The sequence below is a fragment of the Pseudomonas sp. FP2338 genome, from assembly GCF_030687515.1.
Classification (GTDB): domain Bacteria; phylum Pseudomonadota; class Gammaproteobacteria; order Pseudomonadales; family Pseudomonadaceae; genus Aquipseudomonas; species Aquipseudomonas salomonii.
Genome location: NZ_CP117436.1, coordinates 2779948 through 2802155, shown reverse-complemented (window position 1 = coordinate 2802155; position 22208 = coordinate 2779948). Strand labels below are relative to the sequence as shown.

The 22208-nt window shown below is 60.1% G+C and carries 24 protein-coding genes; 6 read left to right on the top strand and 18 right to left on the bottom strand.

Features of this window, described 5'->3' with window-relative positions; all coding sequences use genetic code 11:
* Position 1 precedes the first annotated feature (1 nt).
* A complete protein-coding gene (locus PSH96_RS12700) occupies positions 2-385 on the top strand; it encodes a hypothetical protein (RefSeq protein WP_305459539.1) in 384 nt (127 codons plus the stop codon).
* Positions 386-441: 56 nt separating this feature from the next.
* Here the strand turns inward: PSH96_RS12700 and PSH96_RS12695 are convergent, their stop codons facing one another.
* The 8 genes from PSH96_RS12695 to PSH96_RS12660 form a co-directional block, all read right to left on the bottom strand.
* Complete coding sequence (locus PSH96_RS12695) at positions 442-1974, bottom strand: sodium:solute symporter (protein WP_305459538.1); 1533 nt, start codon at positions 1972-1974, stop codon at positions 442-444.
* Positions 1974-2225 (bottom strand): hypothetical protein, encoded by a 252-nt coding sequence (locus tag PSH96_RS12690; protein WP_305459537.1) that lies wholly within the window; start codon positions 2223-2225, stop codon positions 1974-1976. The genes PSH96_RS12695 and PSH96_RS12690 overlap by 1 nt, the downstream gene beginning before the upstream one ends.
* A 133-nt stretch (positions 2226-2358) precedes the next feature.
* On the bottom strand, positions 2359-3294 hold the full coding sequence (locus tag PSH96_RS12685) for a choline kinase family protein (RefSeq protein WP_305459536.1): 936 nt from the start codon (positions 3292-3294) through the stop codon (positions 2359-2361).
* The gene (locus PSH96_RS12680) at positions 3291-4247 is read right to left on the bottom strand and encodes an aminoglycoside phosphotransferase family protein (protein WP_305459535.1); all 957 of its coding nucleotides are present in this window, start codon (positions 4245-4247) and stop codon (positions 3291-3293) included. Before PSH96_RS12680 ends, PSH96_RS12685 begins: the two co-directional genes overlap by 4 nt.
* An 8-nt stretch (positions 4248-4255) precedes the next feature.
* Entirely contained in the window at positions 4256-5536 is a 1281-nt protein-coding gene (locus PSH96_RS12675; RefSeq protein ID WP_305459534.1) for a Zn-dependent hydrolase, read from the bottom strand.
* A complete protein-coding gene (locus PSH96_RS12670) occupies positions 5514-6272 on the bottom strand; it encodes a DeoR/GlpR family DNA-binding transcription regulator (protein ID WP_017134612.1) in 759 nt (252 codons plus the stop codon). The genes PSH96_RS12675 and PSH96_RS12670 overlap by 23 nt, the downstream gene beginning before the upstream one ends.
* Positions 6273-6493: 221 nt before the next feature.
* A complete protein-coding gene (locus PSH96_RS12665; protein WP_305460057.1) occupies positions 6494-7894 on the bottom strand; it encodes an amidase in 1401 nt (466 codons plus the stop codon).
* 131 nt (positions 7895-8025) lie between these two features.
* Entirely contained in the window at positions 8026-8463 is a 438-nt protein-coding gene (locus tag PSH96_RS12660) for a DUF3995 domain-containing protein (protein ID WP_305459533.1), read from the bottom strand.
* A gap of 92 nt (positions 8464-8555) precedes the next feature.
* Between PSH96_RS12660 and PSH96_RS12655 the strand changes: the two genes are divergently transcribed.
* Positions 8556-8945 carry a DUF2946 domain-containing protein gene (locus tag PSH96_RS12655; RefSeq protein WP_305459532.1) on the top strand — a complete coding sequence of 130 codons (390 nt, stop codon included), beginning with the start codon at positions 8556-8558 and terminating at the stop codon, positions 8943-8945.
* Between the two features lie 94 nt (positions 8946-9039).
* Positions 9040-11166 carry a TonB-dependent siderophore receptor gene (locus tag PSH96_RS12650; protein ID WP_305459531.1) on the top strand — a complete coding sequence of 709 codons (2127 nt, stop codon included), beginning with the start codon at positions 9040-9042 and terminating at the stop codon, positions 11164-11166.
* 118 nt (positions 11167-11284) lie between these two features.
* Here PSH96_RS12650 and PSH96_RS12645 read toward each other — a convergent pair whose 3' ends face one another.
* Both PSH96_RS12645 and PSH96_RS12640 read right to left on the bottom strand, forming a co-directional pair.
* Positions 11285-12304: an ABC transporter substrate-binding protein gene (locus PSH96_RS12645; RefSeq protein ID WP_305459530.1), complete on the bottom strand. Its 1020-nt coding sequence runs from the start codon at positions 12302-12304 to the stop codon at positions 11285-11287.
* Positions 12305-12436: 132 nt separating this feature from the next.
* Complete coding sequence (locus PSH96_RS12640; protein WP_050547738.1) at positions 12437-12886, bottom strand: hypothetical protein; 450 nt, start codon at positions 12884-12886, stop codon at positions 12437-12439.
* Positions 12887-13292: 406 nt separating this feature from the next.
* On the opposite strand from PSH96_RS12640, the gene PSH96_RS12635 reads away from it, so the two are divergent.
* The 3 genes from PSH96_RS12635 to PSH96_RS12625 all read left to right on the top strand — a co-directional run bounded on the left by PSH96_RS12635 (position 13293) and on the right by PSH96_RS12625 (position 14237).
* The gene (locus tag PSH96_RS12635) at positions 13293-13568 is read left to right on the top strand and encodes a hypothetical protein (protein WP_305459529.1); all 276 of its coding nucleotides are present in this window, start codon (positions 13293-13295) and stop codon (positions 13566-13568) included.
* 124 nt (positions 13569-13692) lie between these two features.
* Positions 13693-13923, top strand: coding sequence for a hypothetical protein (locus PSH96_RS12630; RefSeq protein ID WP_056859433.1), 231 nt, complete (start codon positions 13693-13695; stop codon positions 13921-13923).
* A 77-nt stretch (positions 13924-14000) separates the two neighbouring features.
* Positions 14001-14237, top strand: a complete 237-nt coding sequence (locus PSH96_RS12625; protein WP_305459528.1) for a DUF2789 domain-containing protein — start codon at positions 14001-14003, stop codon at positions 14235-14237.
* A 6-nt stretch (positions 14238-14243) separates the two neighbouring features.
* On the opposite strand, the gene PSH96_RS12620 is transcribed toward PSH96_RS12625, so the two are convergent.
* From PSH96_RS12620 to PSH96_RS12585, 8 genes are all read right to left on the bottom strand, one after another.
* Positions 14244-14447 carry a hypothetical protein gene (locus tag PSH96_RS12620; protein WP_017136429.1) on the bottom strand — a complete coding sequence of 68 codons (204 nt, stop codon included), beginning with the start codon at positions 14445-14447 and terminating at the stop codon, positions 14244-14246.
* 114 nt (positions 14448-14561) lie between these two features.
* On the bottom strand, positions 14562-15794 hold the full coding sequence (locus PSH96_RS12615) for a methyl-accepting chemotaxis protein (RefSeq protein WP_370694362.1): 1233 nt from the start codon (positions 15792-15794) through the stop codon (positions 14562-14564).
* Positions 15795-16338: 544 nt separating this feature from the next.
* The gene (locus tag PSH96_RS12610; RefSeq protein WP_003191666.1) at positions 16339-16743 is read right to left on the bottom strand and encodes a TraR/DksA C4-type zinc finger protein; all 405 of its coding nucleotides are present in this window, start codon (positions 16741-16743) and stop codon (positions 16339-16341) included.
* Positions 16744-17204: 461 nt separating this feature from the next.
* Positions 17205-18227: an ABC transporter permease gene (locus PSH96_RS12605; RefSeq protein WP_026013640.1), complete on the bottom strand. Its 1023-nt coding sequence runs from the start codon at positions 18225-18227 to the stop codon at positions 17205-17207.
* 31 nt (positions 18228-18258) lie between these two features.
* Entirely contained in the window at positions 18259-19812 is a 1554-nt protein-coding gene (locus PSH96_RS12600) for a sugar ABC transporter ATP-binding protein (protein WP_305459526.1), read from the bottom strand.
* Between the two features lie 65 nt (positions 19813-19877).
* The gene (locus tag PSH96_RS12595) at positions 19878-20807 is read right to left on the bottom strand and encodes a sugar ABC transporter substrate-binding protein (RefSeq protein WP_065931775.1); all 930 of its coding nucleotides are present in this window, start codon (positions 20805-20807) and stop codon (positions 19878-19880) included.
* Positions 20808-20855: 48 nt separating this feature from the next.
* Positions 20856-21032 (bottom strand): hypothetical protein, encoded by a 177-nt coding sequence (locus tag PSH96_RS12590; protein ID WP_163005443.1) that lies wholly within the window; start codon positions 21030-21032, stop codon positions 20856-20858.
* Positions 21033-21159: 127 nt separating this feature from the next.
* Positions 21160-22188: a Gfo/Idh/MocA family oxidoreductase gene (locus tag PSH96_RS12585; RefSeq protein ID WP_305459525.1), complete on the bottom strand. Its 1029-nt coding sequence runs from the start codon at positions 22186-22188 to the stop codon at positions 21160-21162.
* Positions 22189-22208 lie beyond the last annotated feature (20 nt).

Below are 22208 nucleotides of genomic sequence, written 5' to 3'. Positions count from 1 at the left end.
AATGAAAATACGGGTCACCGATACGTTTTTTAAACAAAATATATTGCATGTGTGTTTCCACTCGACCATCGGAGAGGCCACGGCATTATGGGGCGAAATTGCGCCGAAAATCGGTGAAATTATCGACGTTGAGTTTGATTTTGAGGAGGTTTTCTCATGGAATATAAACATGAAGCCAACCTCTGAAAAATCTTCAAAAATCAAAATGAAAGATAGCCTCATCCAAATAACCGCCGAGCTGGTCCAAGCTGACGAAGACGGATGTGCAGCATTAAAACTCGGCGATTCAATAATCCTAATTGAGTTGGATGGTCCCATACCTCAGAAATCAGGATTTGTTGAACTCAGCGCTACCGCAATTCAACTTTACCCAACACATATTTGAGTCCACCTAAGTCAAACGCTCAAACCGGGGCCACTCGCCGCAGCCCCTATCCATTCTCAACTCATAACCGGCGCAGCCCCCACCTGCACCCCACGCCCACCAGCCGCCATCTCAAACAACCCCTCCACCCGCGCTTTCTCCACCGCACTCGGCTTGATCACCAGCGCACACACCACAAAAATCGCAGCATTCACCACCAGCCCCACAATCCCGCTGGTCAACGACCCCAGCGCGGGGATGTCATCCGGGTACAGTGTGGTCAGCACAATCGCCACCACAATCCCCGCCAACATGCCGGCAATCGCGCCTTGTTTGTTGCCACGGCGGCTGAAGATGCCGAAGAACAGTGGCACGGCCAGTTGAATGATGCCCTGGTAGGAGATCTGCGCCAGTAATTGCAGGCGGGAATAATCAAAGGTCAGGTAGGCCAGCACCGAGGCGGCGACGATAAACACCACCATGCCGGCCTTGGCCAGTACGGTGAGTTGGCGGTCGGTGCGTGGGGTGTTCCAGGTGGCCAGGTCGTTGGCGAACTGGGTGCCGCAGACTTGTACGCAGCCGTCGACGTGGCCGATGCTGGCGGCCAGTACGATGACGATGGCCAACGCCAGCAGCCAGGGCCCGCCGATGTCGAACAGCGAGAGGAACCAGCCTTGTTGCGGGTGGGCCAGCACGTTGGGGTCCTGGCTGATCGCAGCGGCGAACAGCATAAGGATGCCGTAGAAGCCGCCCACCAGCAGCATGGTGTACAGCGTGCCCTTTTTCACTGCGCGCACGCCGCTGGCGGTGTAGATGCGCTGGAAGCTCATCGGCCAGCACATCGAGCCGATCACGCCGGTGAAGATCAGGCTGAACATGTACATCGGGCCATAACCGGTGCCGGTGGCACCGGGGATTTGCAGCATTTTCTCCGGTAATTGCGCGAGGTTGGAAAACGCTGCCTGATCGCCGAACAACAGGAACACGCAGACGCCGGCGCACACCACGTAGGCGATCAGGCCCTGGAACATGTCGGTCATGATCAACCCGCGCATGCCCATGCTCACGGTCCAGTATTGGCGGATCAGTACCACCGCCACGCCTGCGAACAGGCAAGTGGTGACGCCCCAGCGGCCAAAGCTGGCGAACTGGAACAGCATCGCCAGGGCCTGGATGCCCATCACCACCCACGGAAACACCGAGATGATGCCGATGATCGAGGCCACCCGTTTTACCGCCGGGCTGCCGAAGCGCATGCCCAGCAGGTCCGGCTGGGTGCGCAGGTTGAAGCGTTTGCCCCAGGTCCAGGCGCGGCTGGCCATCAGGTACATCGCGGTCACGCCCAGGGTCGCATAGACCATGCCGTAGAAACCCAGGGCGCCGCCGACGCTCAGGGCAAAAAACGCGGTGAAAGTCGAGCCCGGCCACCAGGAGTTGGTGTAGCACATGGCGATATACCACGGCCCATAGGAGCGCCCGCCAACAGCGTAATCGGAAAAACTGGTGCTTTCGCGGTTGGTGGCATAGAGCACGGCGATCATCCCGGCCAGGAACAGGCCGATCACACCGAAGGTAATCAACAAATGGGCATCGCTGCTAGTGCTGATCATCACACGCCCTCCTCGTCAGGAATGTCACCGGCCTTGAGTTCGGCCAGATACAACGCCCACACCCCAAGGGCGGCGAGTACGGCAATGGCGATCCAATAGAAGATCGGCAGTGGGACGCCCACCACCAAGGCGCGACTTCCACTCACGCTCAAGTAAAACGGCGGGAATAACGCCAGCATCAACAACAGGAAAAAGTAGCCGCCGAAGATCTGGTTTCTCAGGCGTGCAGGTGACGCGCTTGCAGGTTTCATGATGGAGGGTGCTCCTTGAATTTCTGGATCGGTTTGTTGTGTGATCAATCAAAAAATCAAGCAGTGAAACGTCAGCGCAAACCAGCGCCAAAAGAGCTACAGGGTGACGCGTCGTTATTGTGCTGGCGCAGGCTCAGGCCTGTCTTAGCCAGGTTTCCCATTGCGAATCATTGATCACGCTTCGGGCGCGCATATGCTTCCAGGCACCGTATTTGTAGAAGTCGAAATCCAACTGCGACACCGCGTGCTGGACCATCGCCCAGGTCGACCATTTGATGTCGGCCAGGGCCTTGTGCAATTTGATCCGCGCCAGGCGTTGCGGGGTGACCTGGCCGAAATAGTCTTCGATCAGCGCCAGTTCCATCTCGTCGGTGAAGAACATCTCGCCAAACCACAGCGCCAACTCGTAATGACGGTCGTTGTTGGAGGCGTATTCAAAGTCCACCAGGCGAATCTGGCGGCGGTCATTGAGCATGAAATTGCCCGCCAGTGTGTCGTTCATGCACGGCGCCAGGTCGATGCCTGATGCTTGCAATGCACCACGCGCGCGGTCGCACTGACGGCGCAGCCAAGCATCATCGGTGGGCTTGCAACCTTGCAGTTCTTCGACCTGGCGCTGGTGCTCGGCAATCATGTCGAATACGGTTTTGGTCTGGCACAACGGCGATTGGTCGTTGAACGCCTTCAGCGCATGCAAGGCGTTATGGCGCACATCGCGGTCGAGAAAGTCCTGATTCGAAGAGGCCCGCCAGCCTTCCATGAACTCGAAGACTTCAACACCAAACTCTTCGAGGAAGGCGAACACCGGCGCGCCATAGCCGGTTTGCGCGGCCTTGACGCTGGCATCATGGGCGGTGCGCCGGTCGATAAACATCTCGGTGCCGGTACCGGGTATTTTGAAGAAGTAGGCGGTGTCGAGCCCGCTGACCTCGACCCGCCAGTTGCTGTTGGAGATCCCACCGCTGACCGGCTCGTAACGAATGCCCGAACCGCCCCAATCGCGCACGCCGCGCACGGCGGCCTCCAATTGGCATTCCTGAGGCGTACAGGCCTCACCCATTGCTTTCATGCCTGCCCCTCCTGTACCTGCCGTAACCAACTTTCAAATCGCGGGTCTTGCAAGCTTTGCCGGCAACGCAGCAAGGTCCACTGCCCCACCTTGGAAAACTCTAAAGGCCGCGTCGAAGTCGCGCCGACCCACAAGCCCCACAGCGTCCAGTACCAATCATTGATCAGCGCATAGAGGCGGCAGCGGGCGTAATCGCACTCGCGACACTCACCGGCCCACGCCTTGATGCCGTCACGCCACTGGCTTTCGAAGGCGTACAACTCGTTGAGGCTGAGGGCCACGTCGTACCAGGGGTCAAAGCAGCCAGCGTAGTCGAAGTCGATCAATTGCAGCGCGCCGCCGGGGCCGATCATCACATTGCTCGCCAGCCCGTCGCCGTGCAAGGGTATGCAGGTGCCAGGGCTCAATTGCAGTGCGGTCCAGGCCAGATCGATGCAGGTTTCAATCCACCCATGATCAGCGGGCAAGCCCACACCATCGCGACTGCACAGCTCACGCAGGTGCTGGATATCCTGCAGCGGCGAGCGGTTGAAGCCCGGTGAAGTGCCGACGTGCAACTGCCGCTTCAAGGCCCACAGCGCTTGCAGGCGCTGGGGTTGCAGTAACTCATCGAGGCGTGCCCAACGCCACTCGTGGGCCGGCAACGCATCCAGCAGCAACACACCTGCGGCTACGTCCACCAGGCGCACGCCGGGGGTTACGTCACAGTCAGCCGCCAGTTGGGTGGCGCGGCCGGTGCGCTCGATGTCGATCAGCGCACGCATGTCGTCGTGCAGCACTTTGGCGTAGCACCGGCCCCAGGGCGCCGTGAGGTGAAAGCCGGTCCACTCGGTGGCCAGGCGTATCGGCGAGGCGATACCGGCCGTGCCGTCCGTGACCTCGACATGGGCGGACAGGCCGGCGGACTCCAGGGCGCCCATCAGGCGCGACAGTGCATCAATACGGTTCGACATGGTGTCCCTCACCGGTAAGCGTTGGGGCAAGTACAGGCGCAATGCAGCAGCGCGGTCAGCATCTGCAGGCCGGTGCGCATGTCGCGGTCGTGGGTGAACTCCGCCTCGTTATGGGACACGCCGTGGCTGCTCGGAATGAACAACAGGCACGCCGGGTAATGCCGGCCGAGGCTGATGGCGTCGTGGCCGGAGACCGTGACGCTGTTGCCGACTGCCAGCCCTAGCTGTTGACCGACACCGTAGGCCAATTCGGCAAAACCAGGGTGCAACGTGATCGGCGCACGCAGGGCTCGGCTTTCGACTTCGTAAGTGGTTGCGGTCGAGGCGGCGACGGCCTTGAGGCTGGCATCCAGCCGATAACCGGCAACCGCCAGCAATGCCGTGTCCGGCGAGCGGTATTCCACATGCAAGGTGACGCGCGACGGCACTACGTTGGGCGAGTTGGGGTAAATTTCCAGGCGCCCTACCGAGCTGTGAAACTGCAGCCCGTGCACGTCCGCTTCGGCGCGCACGGTGGTAATCGCATGGGCCGCCGCGAGCAAGGCATCTTTGCGAGCGGCCATCGGGGTTGGGCCGGTGTGGTTCTGTTCGCCGTCGAAACGGATACGCTGCTTGAGCGCCGCCCAGGTTTCACGCACTACCCCGATGTCCAGGCCTTGGCTTTCGAGGCCATCGCTTTGTTCAACGTGGATTTCCACGTAACCGGCCACCTTCAATTCAACCAGGCCGTCGCCCAGATAGCCGATTGCATGCAGCGCATCCTTGAGGCGAATGCCGTCGCCGTCGCGGCATTCCCAGGCGTCGTGCAGCGCCAGGTCGCCGGTAAACACACTGCTGCCGATCAGGCTGGGTTGAAAGCGCGCGCCTTCTTCGTTGGTCCAGTTGACCACCGCCAGGTTGCACGCCGGGGTTTCGCCGCGCGCGTGCAGTTGGCGCGCCAGGCTGGCGACAGCAACTGCGCCGGCCAACACCCCATAGATACCGTCGAAACGCCCTGCGCTGGGCTGGCTGTCCAAGTGTGAGCCACACAGCACATAGGGAGCGTCCGGGTTGAAGGTAATCAGCCCGAACAGATTTCCGATGGCGTCTACCCGCACTTCGAAACCGCGTTCGCGCAGCCACGCACTGAACAGGTCACGCACCGCGCCGTCTTCGGCCGACGCGGCCAGGCGGTGCAAGCCACCTGCCGGTGTCGCGCCGATGGCCGAGCTGTCGCGAAACAGCGTCTCGAACGCCTCGATGTCCGCCTCACTGGGAGACAACCATTCAGGGGTAAAGGATGTCGACATGGGCGTGCTCCAGGCAGGTCGCAAACTCCGCGGACGGAGGGCGATTGGTGACTAAAGTGGTGATGGCGCTGAACGGCAGAGTGTTGATGAACGTGCGATGGCCGAACTTGGCGTCGTCCGCGAGGATGACGCTGCGCAGGCAGTGTTGGGTCAGGGTGCGGCGCAGCAGCGCCTCGGGCTCCTGGTAGTCCATGAAGCCCAGCTGCAGGTCCACCGCGCCGATGCCCATGAAGGCGATGTCGTAATGAAACTGGCGGACAAATTCCAGGGTGTGGGCGCCGATCAGCGCGTTGTCATTACGGCGCACATCGCCGGGTACCACCAGCACCTGGTTGCTGCTTTGCTGGGTGATCAACTGGGCGATGTCCAGCGAGTTGGTGATGATGCGCAGCTGGCTGAAACCAATTAATTGCTGGGCCAGGGCCAAGGTCGAGGTGCCGGTATCGAGAAACAGCACCATGCCCTCGCTGACCAATTTGGCAGCACAGACAGCCATGCGCGTCTTGGCCTGGGCCTTGATGCGGGTGCGCACTTGCAGCGGCTGTTCTTCGTTGAGCCTGGGCAAGATCGCGCCGCCATGGATGCGGCGCAACTTGCCGGCCTCCTCCAGGTATTTGAAGTCGCGCCGAATGGTTTCTTCGCTGACAAACAGCGCTTGCGCCAGGTCCGACGCCTTGACGCGCTGATGTTGGGTGAGCATGAGCATGATTTCGTCGAGACGCGGCTGGTTAAGCATAAAAGGTGCATTCCAAGGCAAATTCGAGCCATCAGTATCGCGCGCTTTGCGCCCACCACGGTACGCGGCATGCACCGCTCCGGCAGGGGGCAAAGGACGATTGACGGCAGTTGATCGGGTCACGGGTACCTCTCACTCATCAAGGTGTGAAAGGGCAGAAACACTACAAAAGGATCTGTCCAGGGCAGGCTTCTAACGAGCCGGCTCCACGGGTAATCAGGTCAGGACAACAAAGGAGGCAGGTGCTGATCCCAAGGCGCAATGGCTTCCACTGCAGCGCAGAACTGCAACACCTGGGCGTCGGAAAAGCGCGGGCCGACCACTTGCAACCCAATCGGCAAGCCGCTCGGGCTGAAGCCGCAAGGCAGGCTGGCGGCGGGGTTGCCGGTAATATTGAACGGGTAGGTAAAAGGCGTCCAACGCGCCCAGGGCACGGCGCCGTCTGCACCCGGCCAGCCGTCGGGCGCGACCTGGTCGGCGGCGAACGGCAGGGTTGGCAGCGTCGGCAGTAGCAACACGTCGTACTCATTAAACAACGCGTGCACCTGGTTGGCGAACTGCGCCCGCTGCTGCACGGCCTTGAGGTAGTCACCAAGGTCGTACTCGCCCGCGCGCTGGATCAACGCGGCAAAGCCTGGGTCCAGTTGGTCGAGGCGATCGGCCAGGGCTTTGCCGTAAGCAATGCCGCGCCCGCCGACCCACAAGGTTTCGAACGTGGCGAGCGGGTCCTGCCAGCCCACTTCCAGGGTGGTCACGGTGACCGGCAAACGTTCCGCCAGGTTGTACACGGCGGCCTCGACGCTAGCGGCAATGACCGGGTCGACCGGGGTGTTGAACAATGTCGGGCAATACGCCACCCGCAGCGGCCCCAGTGGCTGGTCGCAGCGTGCCAGGCAGGATTCGGTCAAGGCCGGTAAGGCTTGGTGATCCAGCGGGTCAGGCCCGGAAAGAATGTCGAATAATAAGGCGCTGTCGCGCACCGTGCGCGTGATCGGCCCGGCATGGCTGAGCATTTCGGTGGCCGACCATGGCCAGGTCGGAATGCGGCCCAAGGAGCCCTTCATCGCGAACACTCCGCAGAACGCGGCCGGAATGCGCACCGACCCACCGCCATCGGAGCCCAGCGTGCCCGGCACCATGCGTGCCGCCACGGCAATCGCCGAGCCGGAGCTGGAACCACCGCTGGTGAGCTGTGGGTTCCAGGGATTGCGGCCGTTGCCGAACACACGCGAGGTACTGGCGCCAGTCCAACCGAATTCGGTGGTGGCGGTTTTGCCGAGGATAATTGCACCGGCGTCCTTGAGGCGGCGAATGATCGGCGCATCCTGGCTGGGCACATGCTCAAGGCCGGTCAACGAGCCTCGGGTGGTGCGCAGGCCGGCGGTGGAAAACAGGTCCTTGATACCAAAGGGCACGCCATGCAGCGGGCCACGCAACTGCCCTGCCCTGGCCTCTTCGGTCAGCACCTGCGCTTGCGCCAATGCCGAGTCGGCGTACACGTCGCCAAACGCATTGAGTGTGGGATTGTGGGTTTCGATTGCGTGCAGGCTTTGCTCGACCAGGTGTACCGCAGACAGCGTGCCCGCGCGAATGGCCTCGGCAGCGTCGATCACAGTGGGCATCAAAAGGTCTGCGTTCATTGAGTATCCTGGGCCGTCTGCACATGAGTCCGGTGGGTACGTCAATAAACGCCCACGCCTGGGGGCGTGTCAAGTGGGTTTTGTTGGCTATGTGGCTTTTGTGTGTTTTGTTATCAGCTCCACGCCACGATCAACAAGCCCGCGCCTAACACCAGGCACAAGGGTGAGTAGAAATAGGTGTCCCAACGGGCAAATCTGGACCCGCTCACCTTCTTGAAAAAGCCCACCAGTTCCGAATCGCCTATCGCCCTCGCGAACATCACCAAGGCAATCGCACTGATGCCCCATTGCAGAGCGCCGTGGGACACCGGCGAAAAATACAACCCGGCCCGCAGGCACACCAGCAACGCAATCGCCACCAAGCCCATCGCCACCAGAAACGTGCCCAACGCCGACGGCTTGAACGCCGGCCGCGGCCCCTGGGCGAACTCGCCGGGCAATTCGGGGATGGCGGCCAGGCTGCCGAGCTTGCCGCCGGCGGCCCAGTACAGATGCACCATGCTGATGCAGGTAAAAATCGCGACGATCCAGCGTGCGACGAAAAAGCTCATGGCAGGCGCTCCCTCAAAGGTGCGAATGAGGATAGTCGGCCTGAGATTTTTTGTAGGCATTTCGTCGGCGGCTGATGGTAAAGTGCCGCCCCATGAAAATCGCCCGTGCCGACCGCTCACTCATTGCCTGGATGCTGTATTGCTGCGTCCTGTTCAATGTGTTCGCGTGCAGTATTGGTCATGGGCAGATGCTGGGCATGCAGCTCAACGGCATCGGCGGCCAGTTTTGTACGGTCGACCCGCGCACCCAAGCGCCTGCGCAGAACAACTCCACCGACGAGAACCTGCCGACGCTGTCCAAGGCGTTCGGCTGCCCATTGTGCTCGACCGGCGGCATGGGCCCGGCACTCAGTTCCAGCCTCAATGTAGCGGTGTTGCCGCAACCCCACGCGCCACCGCCGGCGGTGGTGCTTGCTGCTGATATTCCTGCCCGCTTCACCTGGCCCACGGCCAACCCACGCGCGCCTCCCGCTTTTGCCTGATCCCTGCGCTTTCTGATCTGCATCAGCCACCGTTCCCTTTAGGACTACGGAGCGCTGTGCGTTGTTTTCAAGCCAAGATTTTCAGGATTCAACCATGAAACATTTACCCTTGTTGGCGGGCCTGTTCGGCTGCCTGCCTGTCTGTGCCTGGGCGCTTGAGCTGGCCCCCACCACCATTGATGGCGAACAAACCAGCGAACCGGGCCTGGCCCTGGACCAATCCAGCGGCACCGCGTCACGCCTGGGGTTAAGCCTGCGCGAAACCCCGGCGTCGGTGGCCATTGCCAACCGCAACGACATTGAGCGCCATGGCGCCAAGACCTTCCGCGATGCGGCCAACACCTTGCCCGGCGTCAACGCCAGTGCGCCGCCGGGGTTTGGCGGGTTTGTGTCCTATCGTGGTTTTACCAGCAGCCAGATCACCCAGATGTTCAACGGCATCAACGTCGCCACCGGCCTGGCACGGCCGGTGGATGCGTGGATCTATGACCGGGTGGAGCTGGTCGGTGGCCCCTCCTCCCTGATCAACGGCGCCGGCTCCGTGGGCGGCTCGCTCAACTACGTGACCAAGCTGGCCACCCGTGAGGAACAAGCCGCCGAAGGCCAGCTCAGCTATGGCAGCTACGACACTGCCGGCATAGCCTTTGGCCTTAACCACGCCCTGACCGAACCGGGCGCCGAGGTGCAGCACTACGCGCGCCTGGATGTGAGCCGCAACACCAACCACAGTTACATCGACCGCGACCAGCGGGATGCCTGGAGCCTGGCGTTTTCCTTGCTCAGTGACCTCACCCCCAACCTGTCCCACACCCTGGCCCTGGAATACCAGGATGAGCATGAAGACAGCCCGTATTGGGGCACGCCGGTGCTCAACCCCAAGGCGGGTGAGTTGAAAATCGACAAGCACAACCGCTTCAACAACTACAACGTCGCCGACGGTCGTTACGAGCAACGCACGATCTGGATGCGCTCGATCATCGACTACCGGATCAACGACAGCACCACGCTGAAAAACATCCTGTATCACCTGGACAGTCAGCGCGACTACCGCAACCTGGAAACCTACCAGTACAACGCCGACAACAGCGCGGTGAACCGCTCGACCGCCTACCAGGTGCGCCATCAGGGCGAGCAGCACGGCAACCAGTTCGAACTGCGCCATGACGACAGCGTGTTCGGCCTGTCGACCACCTGGTCCGGTGGCTTCGAGTACAAGGTCAACAGCACCACCAATAACCCGTTGAATGTGCCGGGCAACAGCACGGTGGACCCGAACGCCTACAACCCCGGGCACTTCTACGACATTCCGGGCACCAAGCCAGGTTTTATCAAAGACAAGACCAACGAGGTCACCACCAAAGCCCTGTTTGTGGAAAACCGCCTGGGCCTCACCGATAAACTCTCGCTGCTCACGGGCCTGCGTTACGACGCCATCGACCTGGATGTGACTAACCATCGCGTAGTCACCGCCACCAACCCACGGCACTTCAAGCGCAACTGGGAACCGGTCACCGGCCGCGTGGGCCTGACGTATCAGTTCATTCCATCGGCCAATGTGTATGTGCAATACAGCACCGCGGCCGAGCAGCCTTCCACCACCACTCAAGTGTTCGACGTGTCGACCGGCAAACAGTGGGAAGTCGGCAGCAAGTTCGACTACCTCGACGGTCGCGGTTCGGCCACCGTCGCCGCCTACAAGATCGAGCGCAAGGACTTTGCCGTCACCGACCCGCTCGACCCGAACAACAGCATCCCGGTGGGTGCGCAGACCTCCAAGGGCATCGAGCTGGCCAGCTCGTTACGCATCACGCCACGCCTGCTGGCCGAAGGCAACGTTGCCTGGGTGGATGCCGAGTACGATGACTTCAACGAGAAAATCGCCAGCGGCGCGGTGGTCTCGCGCAAAGGCAATACGCCCACCAACGTGCCCAAGCGTGTGGGCAACCTGTGGCTGACGTATGATTTTGCCGAGGACTGGCAAGGCGGTGTGGATGCGCGGTATGTGGCCCAGGTGTATGCCGATAACGCCAATACCCAGACAGTGCCGGCCTATACGCTGTACGGCGCGTTCCTGCGTTACAAAGTCGATGCACATACCTCGGTGACCGGGCGGGTGCGTAACCTGACGAATGAGGTGTATGCCGAGTTTGCGCATGTGTCGCCGGCTTACTATTTGGGCTCGCCGAGGACGTTTGAGTTGGCCGTACAAACCCGATTCTAAACCTGGAATAAAGAACCAAATGTGGGAGCCGGGCTTGCCCGCGATGGCGGTGTGTCAGTCATGTATACGTTGACTGTTACACCGCCACCGGGGGCAAGCCCGGCTCCCACATTGGAGGTTACTTCAGGCTCGCCTCAACCTTCTGCGCCACCTCCGGCGTCAACCACGCCTTCCACACTTCTGGATGTTCCTTGAGGAACATCTGCGCCACTTCACGCGGCGCCGTGTGATTTTCGCTCATCGCCGCCAAGGCTTTATTTAACGGCTCGATCGGGAACTGCACCTTGGTAAAGAACTCGGCAATCTGCGGCTGCGCCTGCTGGAACGGTGTCGACACACCGATGCTCAGCTTGGACGCCAACGAGCGTGTCGGCCGTGGGTTGGGGTTGTCTGCATCGGTCAGGGTCTTCCAGGCATCGGCGTCAAATGGCGGTTCTTCCAGCTGGATCAGCTTGTAGCGGCCCATCAAGGGTGTTGGCGACCAGTAGTAGAACAGCACCGGCTTGCCCCGGCGAATCGACGACGCAATCTCCGCATCCAGCGCCGCACCCGAGCCACTGCGGAAATTCACATAGCTGTCGTTCAAGCCATAAGCCTTGAGCTTCTGCGCATTGACCACTTCCGAGGTCCAGCCGATCGGGCTGTTGAGAAAGCGCCCTTTGCCGGGTGACTCCGGGTCTTTGAACACGTCCTTGTAACGCGCCAGGTCCTGCACGGTCTTGAGGTCCGGCGCCAACGGCTTCAGGCCTTTGGCCGGGTCGCCCTTGACCACGTATTCCGGCACCCACCAACCCTCGGTGGCACCTTTGACCGTATCGCCCAGGCCGATGACTTTGCCTTCGGCTTCGGCCTTGATCCACACCGGGCTGCGGCCGGCCCATTCTTCGCCGATCACCTGGATGTCATTTTTTGCCAGCGCGGTTTCCAGGGTGATGGTGGTACCGGGCAACGTATCGGTGGGCAGGTCATAACCCTTTTCGACGATAAAGCGCAGCACTTCGGTGATCAGGCTGCCGCTTTCCCAATTCAGGTCGGCAAAGTGCACCGGCGTTTGCGCAGCCGATACCGGCAACGACAGACTCACGGTCGTCAGCGCCGCAGCCGCAGCCGCCACCACCCGGGTTCTCAATCCTTTCATGCCTCTGCACCTCGCATTTTCACAGCCATAGCGGGCGGCTTTGCTGCGGATGCGCGAAGCCTCTGAATAGTTAAGTCAACTCAACTGTAGTAGAGGTTCCGGAGGAGCAAGAATACACGTGGCGTTTAGCAGTTATTCACTGGCCTTGAACGTCACCAGTTCACCCTTGCGCCACTTGGCAGCCTTGCCGGTCACGGCCTTGAGGGTTTTGGTCAAGCCTTCCTGCAACTGTTCATTGGCGGCGAACACCAGCATCACGCTGTGGCCTTCCTTGAACACGATGCCCTGGCCTTCGGTCGACGAAACAAAGGCGTAATCGCCCAAGCCATACACCGTCAACTTGATGTCGCGAAACTTCAATTCGAACTTGCCGCCTTCGCGGCTCGGCAATACGGCGGCACGAAAATGGTCACCGACCTTGAGTTCCAGGCGCGGTTTGTCATCCACGACCAGCGCCGATTCAGTATCGATCTCGGCGATGTAAATGCCTTCCGGCGTCTGTTCAGTGATGTAAACGAAACGGGATTGAAACTGCTTGACCAACTTTGCGCGCAAATCACCCAGCACGAATAACGCGTGCATATCCAGATTACTGACTGCCAAGGAAACGCCCCCACATCAAAAAAGGCACTGACCGCCGGAGCGGGCAGCACAAAAAAACGGCCGTTACGGCTCGATCACACATTCGTAAAAAACTGAAGAAACCTGCTACCACGCCATAAGACTAGTACAGCGATACACGATGGACCTTATGCAAGGTCATCAGCCAGCACAGCAAATCACAGGTTCAGCCGCCCGAGAACTCGGACCGACCCACTTCAGAGAATAACCCGGTTAAAAAAGCGATTTCCGACAGCCTGCACATTACATAACACCCGGAATGGAACCAGGCATCGGCTGGTAACGACAATACTAAAACAGCAACCCGGTTCAAAACCACTCGAAACGCTGCTGGTAAGTCCACAAGATCGATCGACAGGAGCTGAGCATGCAACCACGTCAACACGCCGTTATGTCGTCCCGCACTCGTTCATCATGTCCCGACGAGCGCCAATACTACTGCTTACATAACCCCAGCGGGTACTCCAATTGCGTTCTTTACCAAGTGGTACCGGCCGGGCGCAATTTCTTTCATATCCTGGAAGTGACCAGTGGCAGGATCAAAGGCTTTCGCAGCACGCACTCGAAGGCCTGTGAATTGGCCAAACAGCTCGAAGCCAGCCTGAATGCAATTCACGGCGCGATGGTTTCGTCCCCCGGATGACTTTACTGCGCCGCCGCCCTTCAACTACTGCCATACTGACCCGCCCATTGAAATGTGTCCCTTGCGGGTCAGTATTCATCAGTGCAGTGACCTTGATGCAGTTAACTTGAAGGGAAGGCGATACGTGACGGAATTTGATATTGGCGAATTTTTCATCCATGGCGATGCGCGGGAAGTAGACGGTGAATTTCAAGCGGTGATCATTATGCGGGCCAAACCACCGCTGACCACGGTTACCACGCATCAGGTCGAAAAAGATCGTTGGTTCAAAACCGTCGACGCTGCGGCCATTGCCGGCAAAGATGCCGCCAAGGCGCTGAAGTCCGCCGTGGATTCAGGTGCACTCAATTCCTGACCAGTGCAAATCCTGAACTCTGTCGCGTCCCAGGCCTCACATGCACAACATCCCTCACCTTGCATGGAGAACCCACCATGGACGCGCCAATTCCAACGCTTGAAACCCTGTTTGATCAACTCGGCCTGGATTCAACACCCGAAGCCATCGACGCGTTTATCATCGCGCATCCGCTGGCCGAAGACGTGAAGCTGATCGACGCACCCTTCTGGTCTGCGCAACAAGCGGCATTTCTCAAGGAAGAACTGCGCGACGACGCCGAATGGGCAATACCGGTGGATGAGCTGAACCAGCGCCTGCACCAGCCCCAATAAAACGCTTCAATGCAGGCTGTCTGACTGTTCCAGGTGCATCAGCGCCTGCCAGGCAGCTCTGCACTCCTCGGCTTCACTGCGGCTGGCGAATGCCGTGCCGCGTTGCTCGCCATTGAGCAACACTACCCAGCAGGCTTTCTGGCCCAGCGCACGCAGGGTTTCGGGAACACCGCTGCCGATCATTACGGCGACATCGACCTTGTTTTGCATGGAGCTTCTCCGCCACATTAGTTAGCTACCTAACAATGTTGGCCATGCTACGGTTTTATTCCAGTTGGAAAAAGCTATCCCCGGAATAGCTCCATTGCATAAACAGTAACAATCCTAATGCCCAGCCTTGGCCCCTTCCGGTTTATAGCCCAGACGCAATCCACCCCAATGCCGCCCCTTGACCATGATCGGCACCGACAAATCGTGCATCAGCTCGCCCGTGTCGCGGGTATAGGTCTGCAACAGCACTGCTTGTTGATGGCTGCCGCAACGAATGCCGGTACGGTCGTCGAACTTGCGTTTGGTACGGTTCTGCACGGCGTCAACCTGTGCATCGCCGGTCAGGGTGTGGGAGAACGCCTTGTTATGCGTGGGCACATAACCCTGCGGTGTGCAGGCAATCGCAAACACCAGCCCCTCATGACGCGGCAGCAATGCTTCCTGGATCGCCGGCAGCACTTGGTCGGTGTAGCCATCAAAGCGCGTGTGGTATTTGCTCGGTTGGGTATTAGGGATGGGGGTGTAGCTGCGGTCGAACAGGTCTTCCAGGCTGATGCGGTTTTGCAGGATGTCAACCTCGAACTGCGCACCAATACGGCTCGCCCCTTCACGGGCCAGGTCGTAGATGCGCTGGTGATAGTCATCCAGCCCGACTTCAGCCAGGCGTTCACTGATGGTTTCTGCCTGCCCTTCCATCTGCACCGCGACCTCGGCCAGTTGCCGTGTCTGCTGGTCGCTCACCGATAGATCGCTGCGCATCTGCTCGACCGCGTGAAACAGGCTGTCGAGTTGCGCGCGGTTGGTGTCGGTGCCTTGGGCGATCTCGTTGACCTGCCCTTCTACGTCGGCGGCCAGGCTGGCGATATTTTCCAGTTGCTCACCCGCCTGCTCTACCTGCTCGACGCCGATGTGCAAGTCGGCGGACAGTTGACGAATCTGCTCCACGACCTGGGTGGTGCGTTGTTGAATATCGGCGACCATCACGCCGACCTCATCCGTCGCCGTGGCCGTACGCCCGGCCAGGCCACGCACTTCATCGGCCACTACGGCAAAGCCGCGCCCGTGCTCACCGGCGCGCGCCGCTTCAATGGCGGCGTTCAGCGCGAGCAGGTTGGTCTGGCTGGCAATGGACTGGATCACCAGGGTCACACGCTGGATCTCTTCACTGCGCTGGCTCAGCGCTTCGATCAACTCTCGGCTGGCATTGGCGCGCAGGCGCAGTTGGTGCATGCGGGTGATCGATTGGGCCAACACTTCGCGCCCTTCAGTGCTGCGCTGGTGCGCCTGGCTGGCCGCGCCCAAGGCCTGCCGGCTGAGTTGAGAGGTGACTTGCTCGGTGCCGATCATCACTTCGGCGCTGCTGACAATTTGCTTGGCGGCGCCTAATTGCGATTGCACGCGCGCGGCCAGTTGCTTGACCGAATAGGCCACGCCGGCAGCGGAAAGCGCGTTATGACTGGTGGTATAGGAAAGATCGCGAGTCAGCTCACCCAGCGTATCAATCGCCAGGGGCGGCGCGACACGCGGCACTCGGGCTTTGAGCGCAGGCAGCCAGATCACCAGCAAAGCCAGTGGCAGGCACAGGTACAGCGGCAAACCGGCAAACGACAGGCCCAGCAAAACCAGCACCAGCGCGGTGCTCTGCATAAGCGGCGTCAGCCAGCCGGGCAGCACACGCACCACCATTTGCGGTGGCGCTGCTGCGCCCATCAGAGATCCGTCTCCAGCCATCGTCGTCACCCCACTGTTTGTCGTTATTGTTGCTGCATTAAACGCCACTATAGAGCCATTATCCATGGGCCTTTCGTGGGGGGCTTGCAGCAGATCAATAGACAGGGGCGTAACCGGTGTTTCTTCGGGCATCACAGCTGCGATGCCCGACTTCAGGGGATCAGGCCTGGCGCTGGTGCTTGTCGATCTGCTCGTGGCGCTCTTGCGCTTCGATGCAGTACTTGGTGGTCGGGCTGATCAGCAAGCGCTTGAGGCCGATAGGCTCGCCGCTGTCATCGCACCAGCCAAAAGAATCTTCCTTGATGCGTTCCAGGGCACGCTCAAGCTGCGGCAGCATGCGCTGGTCGCGGTCGATGGCGTTTACCAGCCAGGTGCGCTCTTCTTCCACAGAGGCAGCGTCAGCCGGGTCCGCCGGGGTGTCCAGGCTTTCGATGGCGATGCGGTTCTGCTCAATGCGCTCGTGGTGTTCCACTTTCATGTCTTGCAGCAACTTCTCGAAAAAAGCGTGCTGTTCGGCATTCATGTAGTCATCCGCCGGCATGGCCAGCAACTTTTCCTTTGTCATTGATTTCTCTATAAAAAATACGTGCATTAAGGCGAATAAGGGAGCGTTCCGGCAGACCTTCGCAGGCCTCGGAAAGGCGCCGTCCATTTCAAGCGCCACCCGGCACTCAATTTACGAGGGGCGGCAGTCTAAGGCCGACTTGAGGGCTCAGCAACTGAAAAGACAGGCAATTTTTCCCAATTAACCCCCAAAGGCACCAGGACGGGCTTGGCGAACGGTCATCGGAGTGCGTTTATAGCAAGAAATTCAGTGCTGTGGAGCTATATAGAAGACAAACGGTTAGAACTGATTGATAAAGACTAACTGTGAGAGCTGGCTTGCTGTGGCGAGGGAGCTTGCTCCCGTTCGACAGCGCAGCTGGAGCAGGCTTTTTAGGGGCGCTTCGCACCCCAGCGCAAGCAAGCTTGCTCGCCACAGCAAGCCAGCTCCCACATTGGATAGGTGTTGCCCGTAACTCGGTATCAGCGCTTGAGCTTGCGCTTGTTGCGGTACTGGTCGATCACCACCGCAATCACGATGATCAAGCCCTTGATGATGTCCTGGATATACGCATCCACCCCCACAAAGGTAAACCCGCTGGCCATCACCCCGAGGATCAGCGCGCCGATCACCGTGCCGGTGATGCGCCCTACCCCGCCCGCCAGGCTGGTACCGCCGATCACGGCCGCCGCAATCGCATCCAGTTCATAGGACATGCCCATGCCGGCCTGGCCGGTGGCCGCCCGTGCCGAGGCCACCACACCGGCCAGGCCCGCCAGCAGACCGGCGATACTGTAGACGATGATCAGGTGACGCTTGACGTTGATGCCCGAGGTGCGCGCCGCCTGCATGTTGCCGCCGATGGCGTAGGTGTACTTACCGTACTTGGTGTAGCGCAGGGCGATATGGAAGATAACCGCCACCACCAGGAAGATAATCACCGGCATCGCACCATGGCCGATGGCCGTGTACGAATCCGAGAGCATGCTCACCGGCTGGCCTTCGGTGTAGTAGCGCGCCAGGCCACGGGCCGAGACCATCATGCCCAGGGTCGCAATAAACGGCGGAATGCCGGTCACCGCAATGATACTGCCGTTGATTGCCCCCGCCAGCAGCCCGACCCCCAGGCCCATGGCCACCGGAATCCACACCGGCAAGTCGGTCAGGCTGGGAAACACCGCCCGGGAAAAGTCCGAGGTTTGCGCCAAGCTGGCAGCGATCATCGCCGATAACGCCAACACCGAGCCGGACGACAAGTCGATACCGGTGGTGATGATCACCTGGGTCACGCCAATCGCCAGCAGGCCGATGATCGACACTTGCAGGATCATCAGCACCAGACGCTGGGAGTTCATCAGGAAGCTCTGGTCGCGCACGATCCAGCCGAACAGTTCAAACACCAGGCCGATGCCGATCAACACCAGGAAGATACTCAGCTCGGTGGGTAAACGCCGACGGTGCTTGACCGGTGCCGTGGCAGGCTTGTTGTCTGTTATTGCGTTCATAGCCAATCACCTTCTTATTCTGTGCGGTTCGTCAGTGGACTACGGTCATACCGGAAGCCAGCTGCATGACTTTTTCCTGGGTCGCATCGGCGCGGTCCAGGGTGCCCATCAGTTCGCCTTCGTGCATCACCATCACCCGGTCGCTCATGCCCAGCACTTCCGGCAACTCCGAGGAAATCATGATCACCGCCATGCCTTCGCTGGCGAGGAAGGAAATCAAGCGATAGATCTCGGCCTTGGCGCCAACGTCGATGCCACGGGTCGGCTCATCGAGGATCAGCAAGCGCGGGTTGGTCATCAGCCAGCGCGCCAACAAGGCTTTTTGCTGGTTGCCGCCGGACAGGGTGTCGATGCACTGCTCCAGTGACGGGGTTTTCACCCGCAGCTTCTTGCACATGTCTTCGCACAGCGCGCGCAGAGCTTTCTGCTGGATAAAGCCGTTACCCGAGTAATGCGGCAGCACGGCCATCTCCATGTTCTCCAGCACCGACAGGCACGGGAACAGGCCACTGAGCTTGCGGTCCTCGGTCAACAGCGCAAAACCTTTCTCGATGGCCATATGCGGGTCGGTGATGCGCACCGCTTTGCCGTCAAGGGTAATCTGGCCGCCGGAGCTTGGGGTGATGCCGAAAATGGTCTCTGCCACGTTGGTACGCCCCGAGCCCATCAACCCGGCGATGCCGAGAATTTCACCGGCATGCAGGTCGAACGACACGTCCTTGAACACGCCGTCCAGGCTCAAGTCGCGCACCGACAAGAGCAAATCGCCGATGGGTGTCTCGCGCACCGGGAACAACTGGCTCAGTTCGCGGCCGACCATCATCGAGATCAGGCTGTCGCTGTTCATGCTGTCGGCGCGCTGCAGACCGATGTACTGGCCGTCGCGAAACACCGCCACTTCATCGGCGATGGCAAACACTTCGTTCATTTTGTGCGTGATGTAGACGATGCCTTTGCCCTGGGACTTGAGGTCGGCAATGATCGAAAACAGGTGGGCCACTTCCTTTTCGGTAATGGCTGAAGTCGGTTCATCCATGATCAGGATGTCGGAGTCGTAGGACACCGCCTTGGCAATCTCGACCATCTGCCGCTCGGCGATGCTGAGGTTGCCGACCTGTTCTTCCGGGTCCAGGTTGATGCGCAAACGGGCCAGTAACTCGGCGGTGCAGCGGTGCATTTCGCGGTGGTTGACCATGTGCAAGCTATTGAGCTGCTCGCGGCCGATCCAGATGTTCTCGGCGATGCTCATGTGCGGCATCAGGTTCAGTTCCTGGTGGATCATCGCGATCCCGGCCTTCTGCGCCGCCAGCGGTGTTTCAAACACAATCGGCTTGCCGCGCAGGCGGATTTCACCGGCGTCGGGCTGGTAGATGCCGGCGATGATTTTCATCAACGTCGACTTGCCCGCACCGTTCTCGCCCATCAGCGCCAGCACCGAGCCCGGGCGCACGCGCAGTTGCACATCGGCCAGGGCCACGACGCCGGGAAAGCCTTTGCTGATGTTGACGATTTCCAGCAGGTAGGGTTCTTCCAGCAGCGCGGGCTGGAGACCGGGGGGCTGCGAGACAGTGGCGTGAGCGAGCATAGAAAAGTACCTCGACTGCAGGGCGACCGTGGCCGCCCTGCCGGCTTATTGTTGTTGTGTGCGGGCTACTTGAAGTCTTTGACGTTGTCCGGCGTGATCAGCTGGAACGGGATCACCACGTTCTGCTCGATGGGCTCGTTTTTAGCCATCTTGCGCGCGGTCTCCACCGACTTGTCGGCCTGGCCTTTGGCGTCCTGGAAGGCCGATACGGTCATGTCGCCCTTGGTGATCGCATTGAGGCCGTCCGGGGTGCCGTCGACACCGGCGATCAACACGCCTTTTTTGCCCGCCGACTTCAGCGCCATGGATGCACCAATGGCCATCTCGTCATTGTTGGCCAGTACCGCGTCAAAATCGCGGCCCTGGGTCAGCCAGTCGTTGACCAGGGTCATGCCCTTGTCACGCAGCCAGATACCGGTCTGTTCCTGTTCGATCTTGATGCCCGGGTACTTGGTCAGGACTTCCTTCACGCCCTTGGTACGGTTGGTGGTGGAGTTGTTCGCCAGGTCGCCCAACAGAATCACAATGTTGCCCTTGCCGCCGAGTTTTTCGGCGATGTATTGCATCTGCAGTTTGCCGGCCTCGACGTCATCGGACACCACCGCTGCCACGCCCGGGGCCAGGGTTGGGCTATCCGGGCGGCGGTTGACGAACACCAGCGGGATTTTCGCTGCGGTGGCGGCCTTGATGATGTTGGCGGTCGATGCGGTGTCCACCGGGTTGACGATAATCGCGTCGACCTTCTGGCTGATGAAGTTCTCGACCTGGCTCAGTTGCTTGACCACGTCGGCGCGCGCATCTTCAAACTGCAATTGCACACCATCGCCCTTGGGATAGGACTTGGCTTGTTTGTCCATGTCTTCACGCAGGTAGGTCAGGAAGGTGTCATCGAAGGCGGACATGGTCACGCCAATCTTGAGGTCGGCGGCCGAGGCAAAACCACTGGCCAGCAACATCGACAGGGCCAGCGCGGTAAAACGGATCGGGGTCTTCATGAACGGTCTGTCTCCACTTTCTTGTTGGTTTTTTGGACGTTGCGTTTATCAGCGTTCGGCAGGCAGTCGAACCACCGGTGCCCCCGGGATGCAGCAGACCAGCGCGCCGTGGTTTTCGACACACAGCACATTAAGGAAGGAGAAGTAGAACGGCCGGGCGCGGGGCAGACCGCGTGGCGCTGAGGCAGGGCGTAAAACTCGCAGTACAGCGTTGAAGATTTTCATCTGACGGTACCTGGTTGTTTTTGATCTTGTTTTTGTTGAGCCGTGCGAATCGAGTTCGAACGTACTTTATGCAACCTGGAAAAGACTTTATTAGAAAATAATTTCCATATCAACCTGTTTTAGAATTTTATTCTATTTTTGTCGAAACCACCTGCTGGCGCTCGGCGCTGAGGCGTGCGGCGTCCAATATACGGGTGGTTTCCAGCGCGTCATAGGCACTGACGGGCAGCGGCCCCTGCCCTTGAACGGCCAGTTGCAACTGGCTATAGAACTGCGTCCAGCAGCCCTTCTCGGACGGCACGCGCTCGCGCTCTTCACCTTGCTCAAACCAGCCCCAGCGTCGATGTTCCTCGGCGCCCCAGTGCTCGCCTTCGGTTTTCGGTGACTTGCCGGCCATCAGTGCCTCCTCCTGGCCGTCCAGACCGTCAACGGTGTAACAACCCAACGTACCACTGACGCGAAAACGCGGGGCCTGGCTGTTTTGCAGGGCGTTACCCCACAAATGGGAAACCACCCCATTGGCGTGGGTCAGGGAGACAAAAAAACCGTGGTCGAGGGTTGGGTGTTCGGGGCTGAACTGCAATTGCGCGAATACCCGATCCACCGGGCCGAACAATTGCAGCGCCTGGTCTACCAAGTGGCTGCCCAGGTCACGCAGCCAGCCGCCGCCACTGGCATTGCCCACCGCTTGCGGGCTGTAGCGTTCGACGCGGGATTCAAAGCGCGTGATCTCACCCAAGGCACCGGCGTCGATCAGCTTGCGCAAGGTCAGGTAATCCGAATCCCAGCGGCGGTTCTGGTAGACGCTGAGCAGCGAGCCCTGGCGCTCGGCGGCGGTAATCAGCGCCTGGGCCTGTTCGGCGTTACTGGCGAAGGGTTTGTCGCTGACCACCGCCACGCCGTGCTCGATGGCTTCCAGCACCAGCGCCGGGCGGCCTTTGAGGGTGGTGGAGATCACCAGCGCATCCACGCCGGCCTCGACGATCTGGCCGATGCTGTCAAAGGCCTTTACGCCCGGAAGGTCGGTACTCAATTGCTGGCGGCGCTCCGCTGAACGGGTCACCACGCCAACAAAGGTCGCACCGGGCAAAGTTGCAATCAGCGGCGCATGAAAAAAGCGCCCTCCGTGGCCGTAGCCGACTAGTCCGATTCGCATAAGTTGTTTCCTTGTTGAAT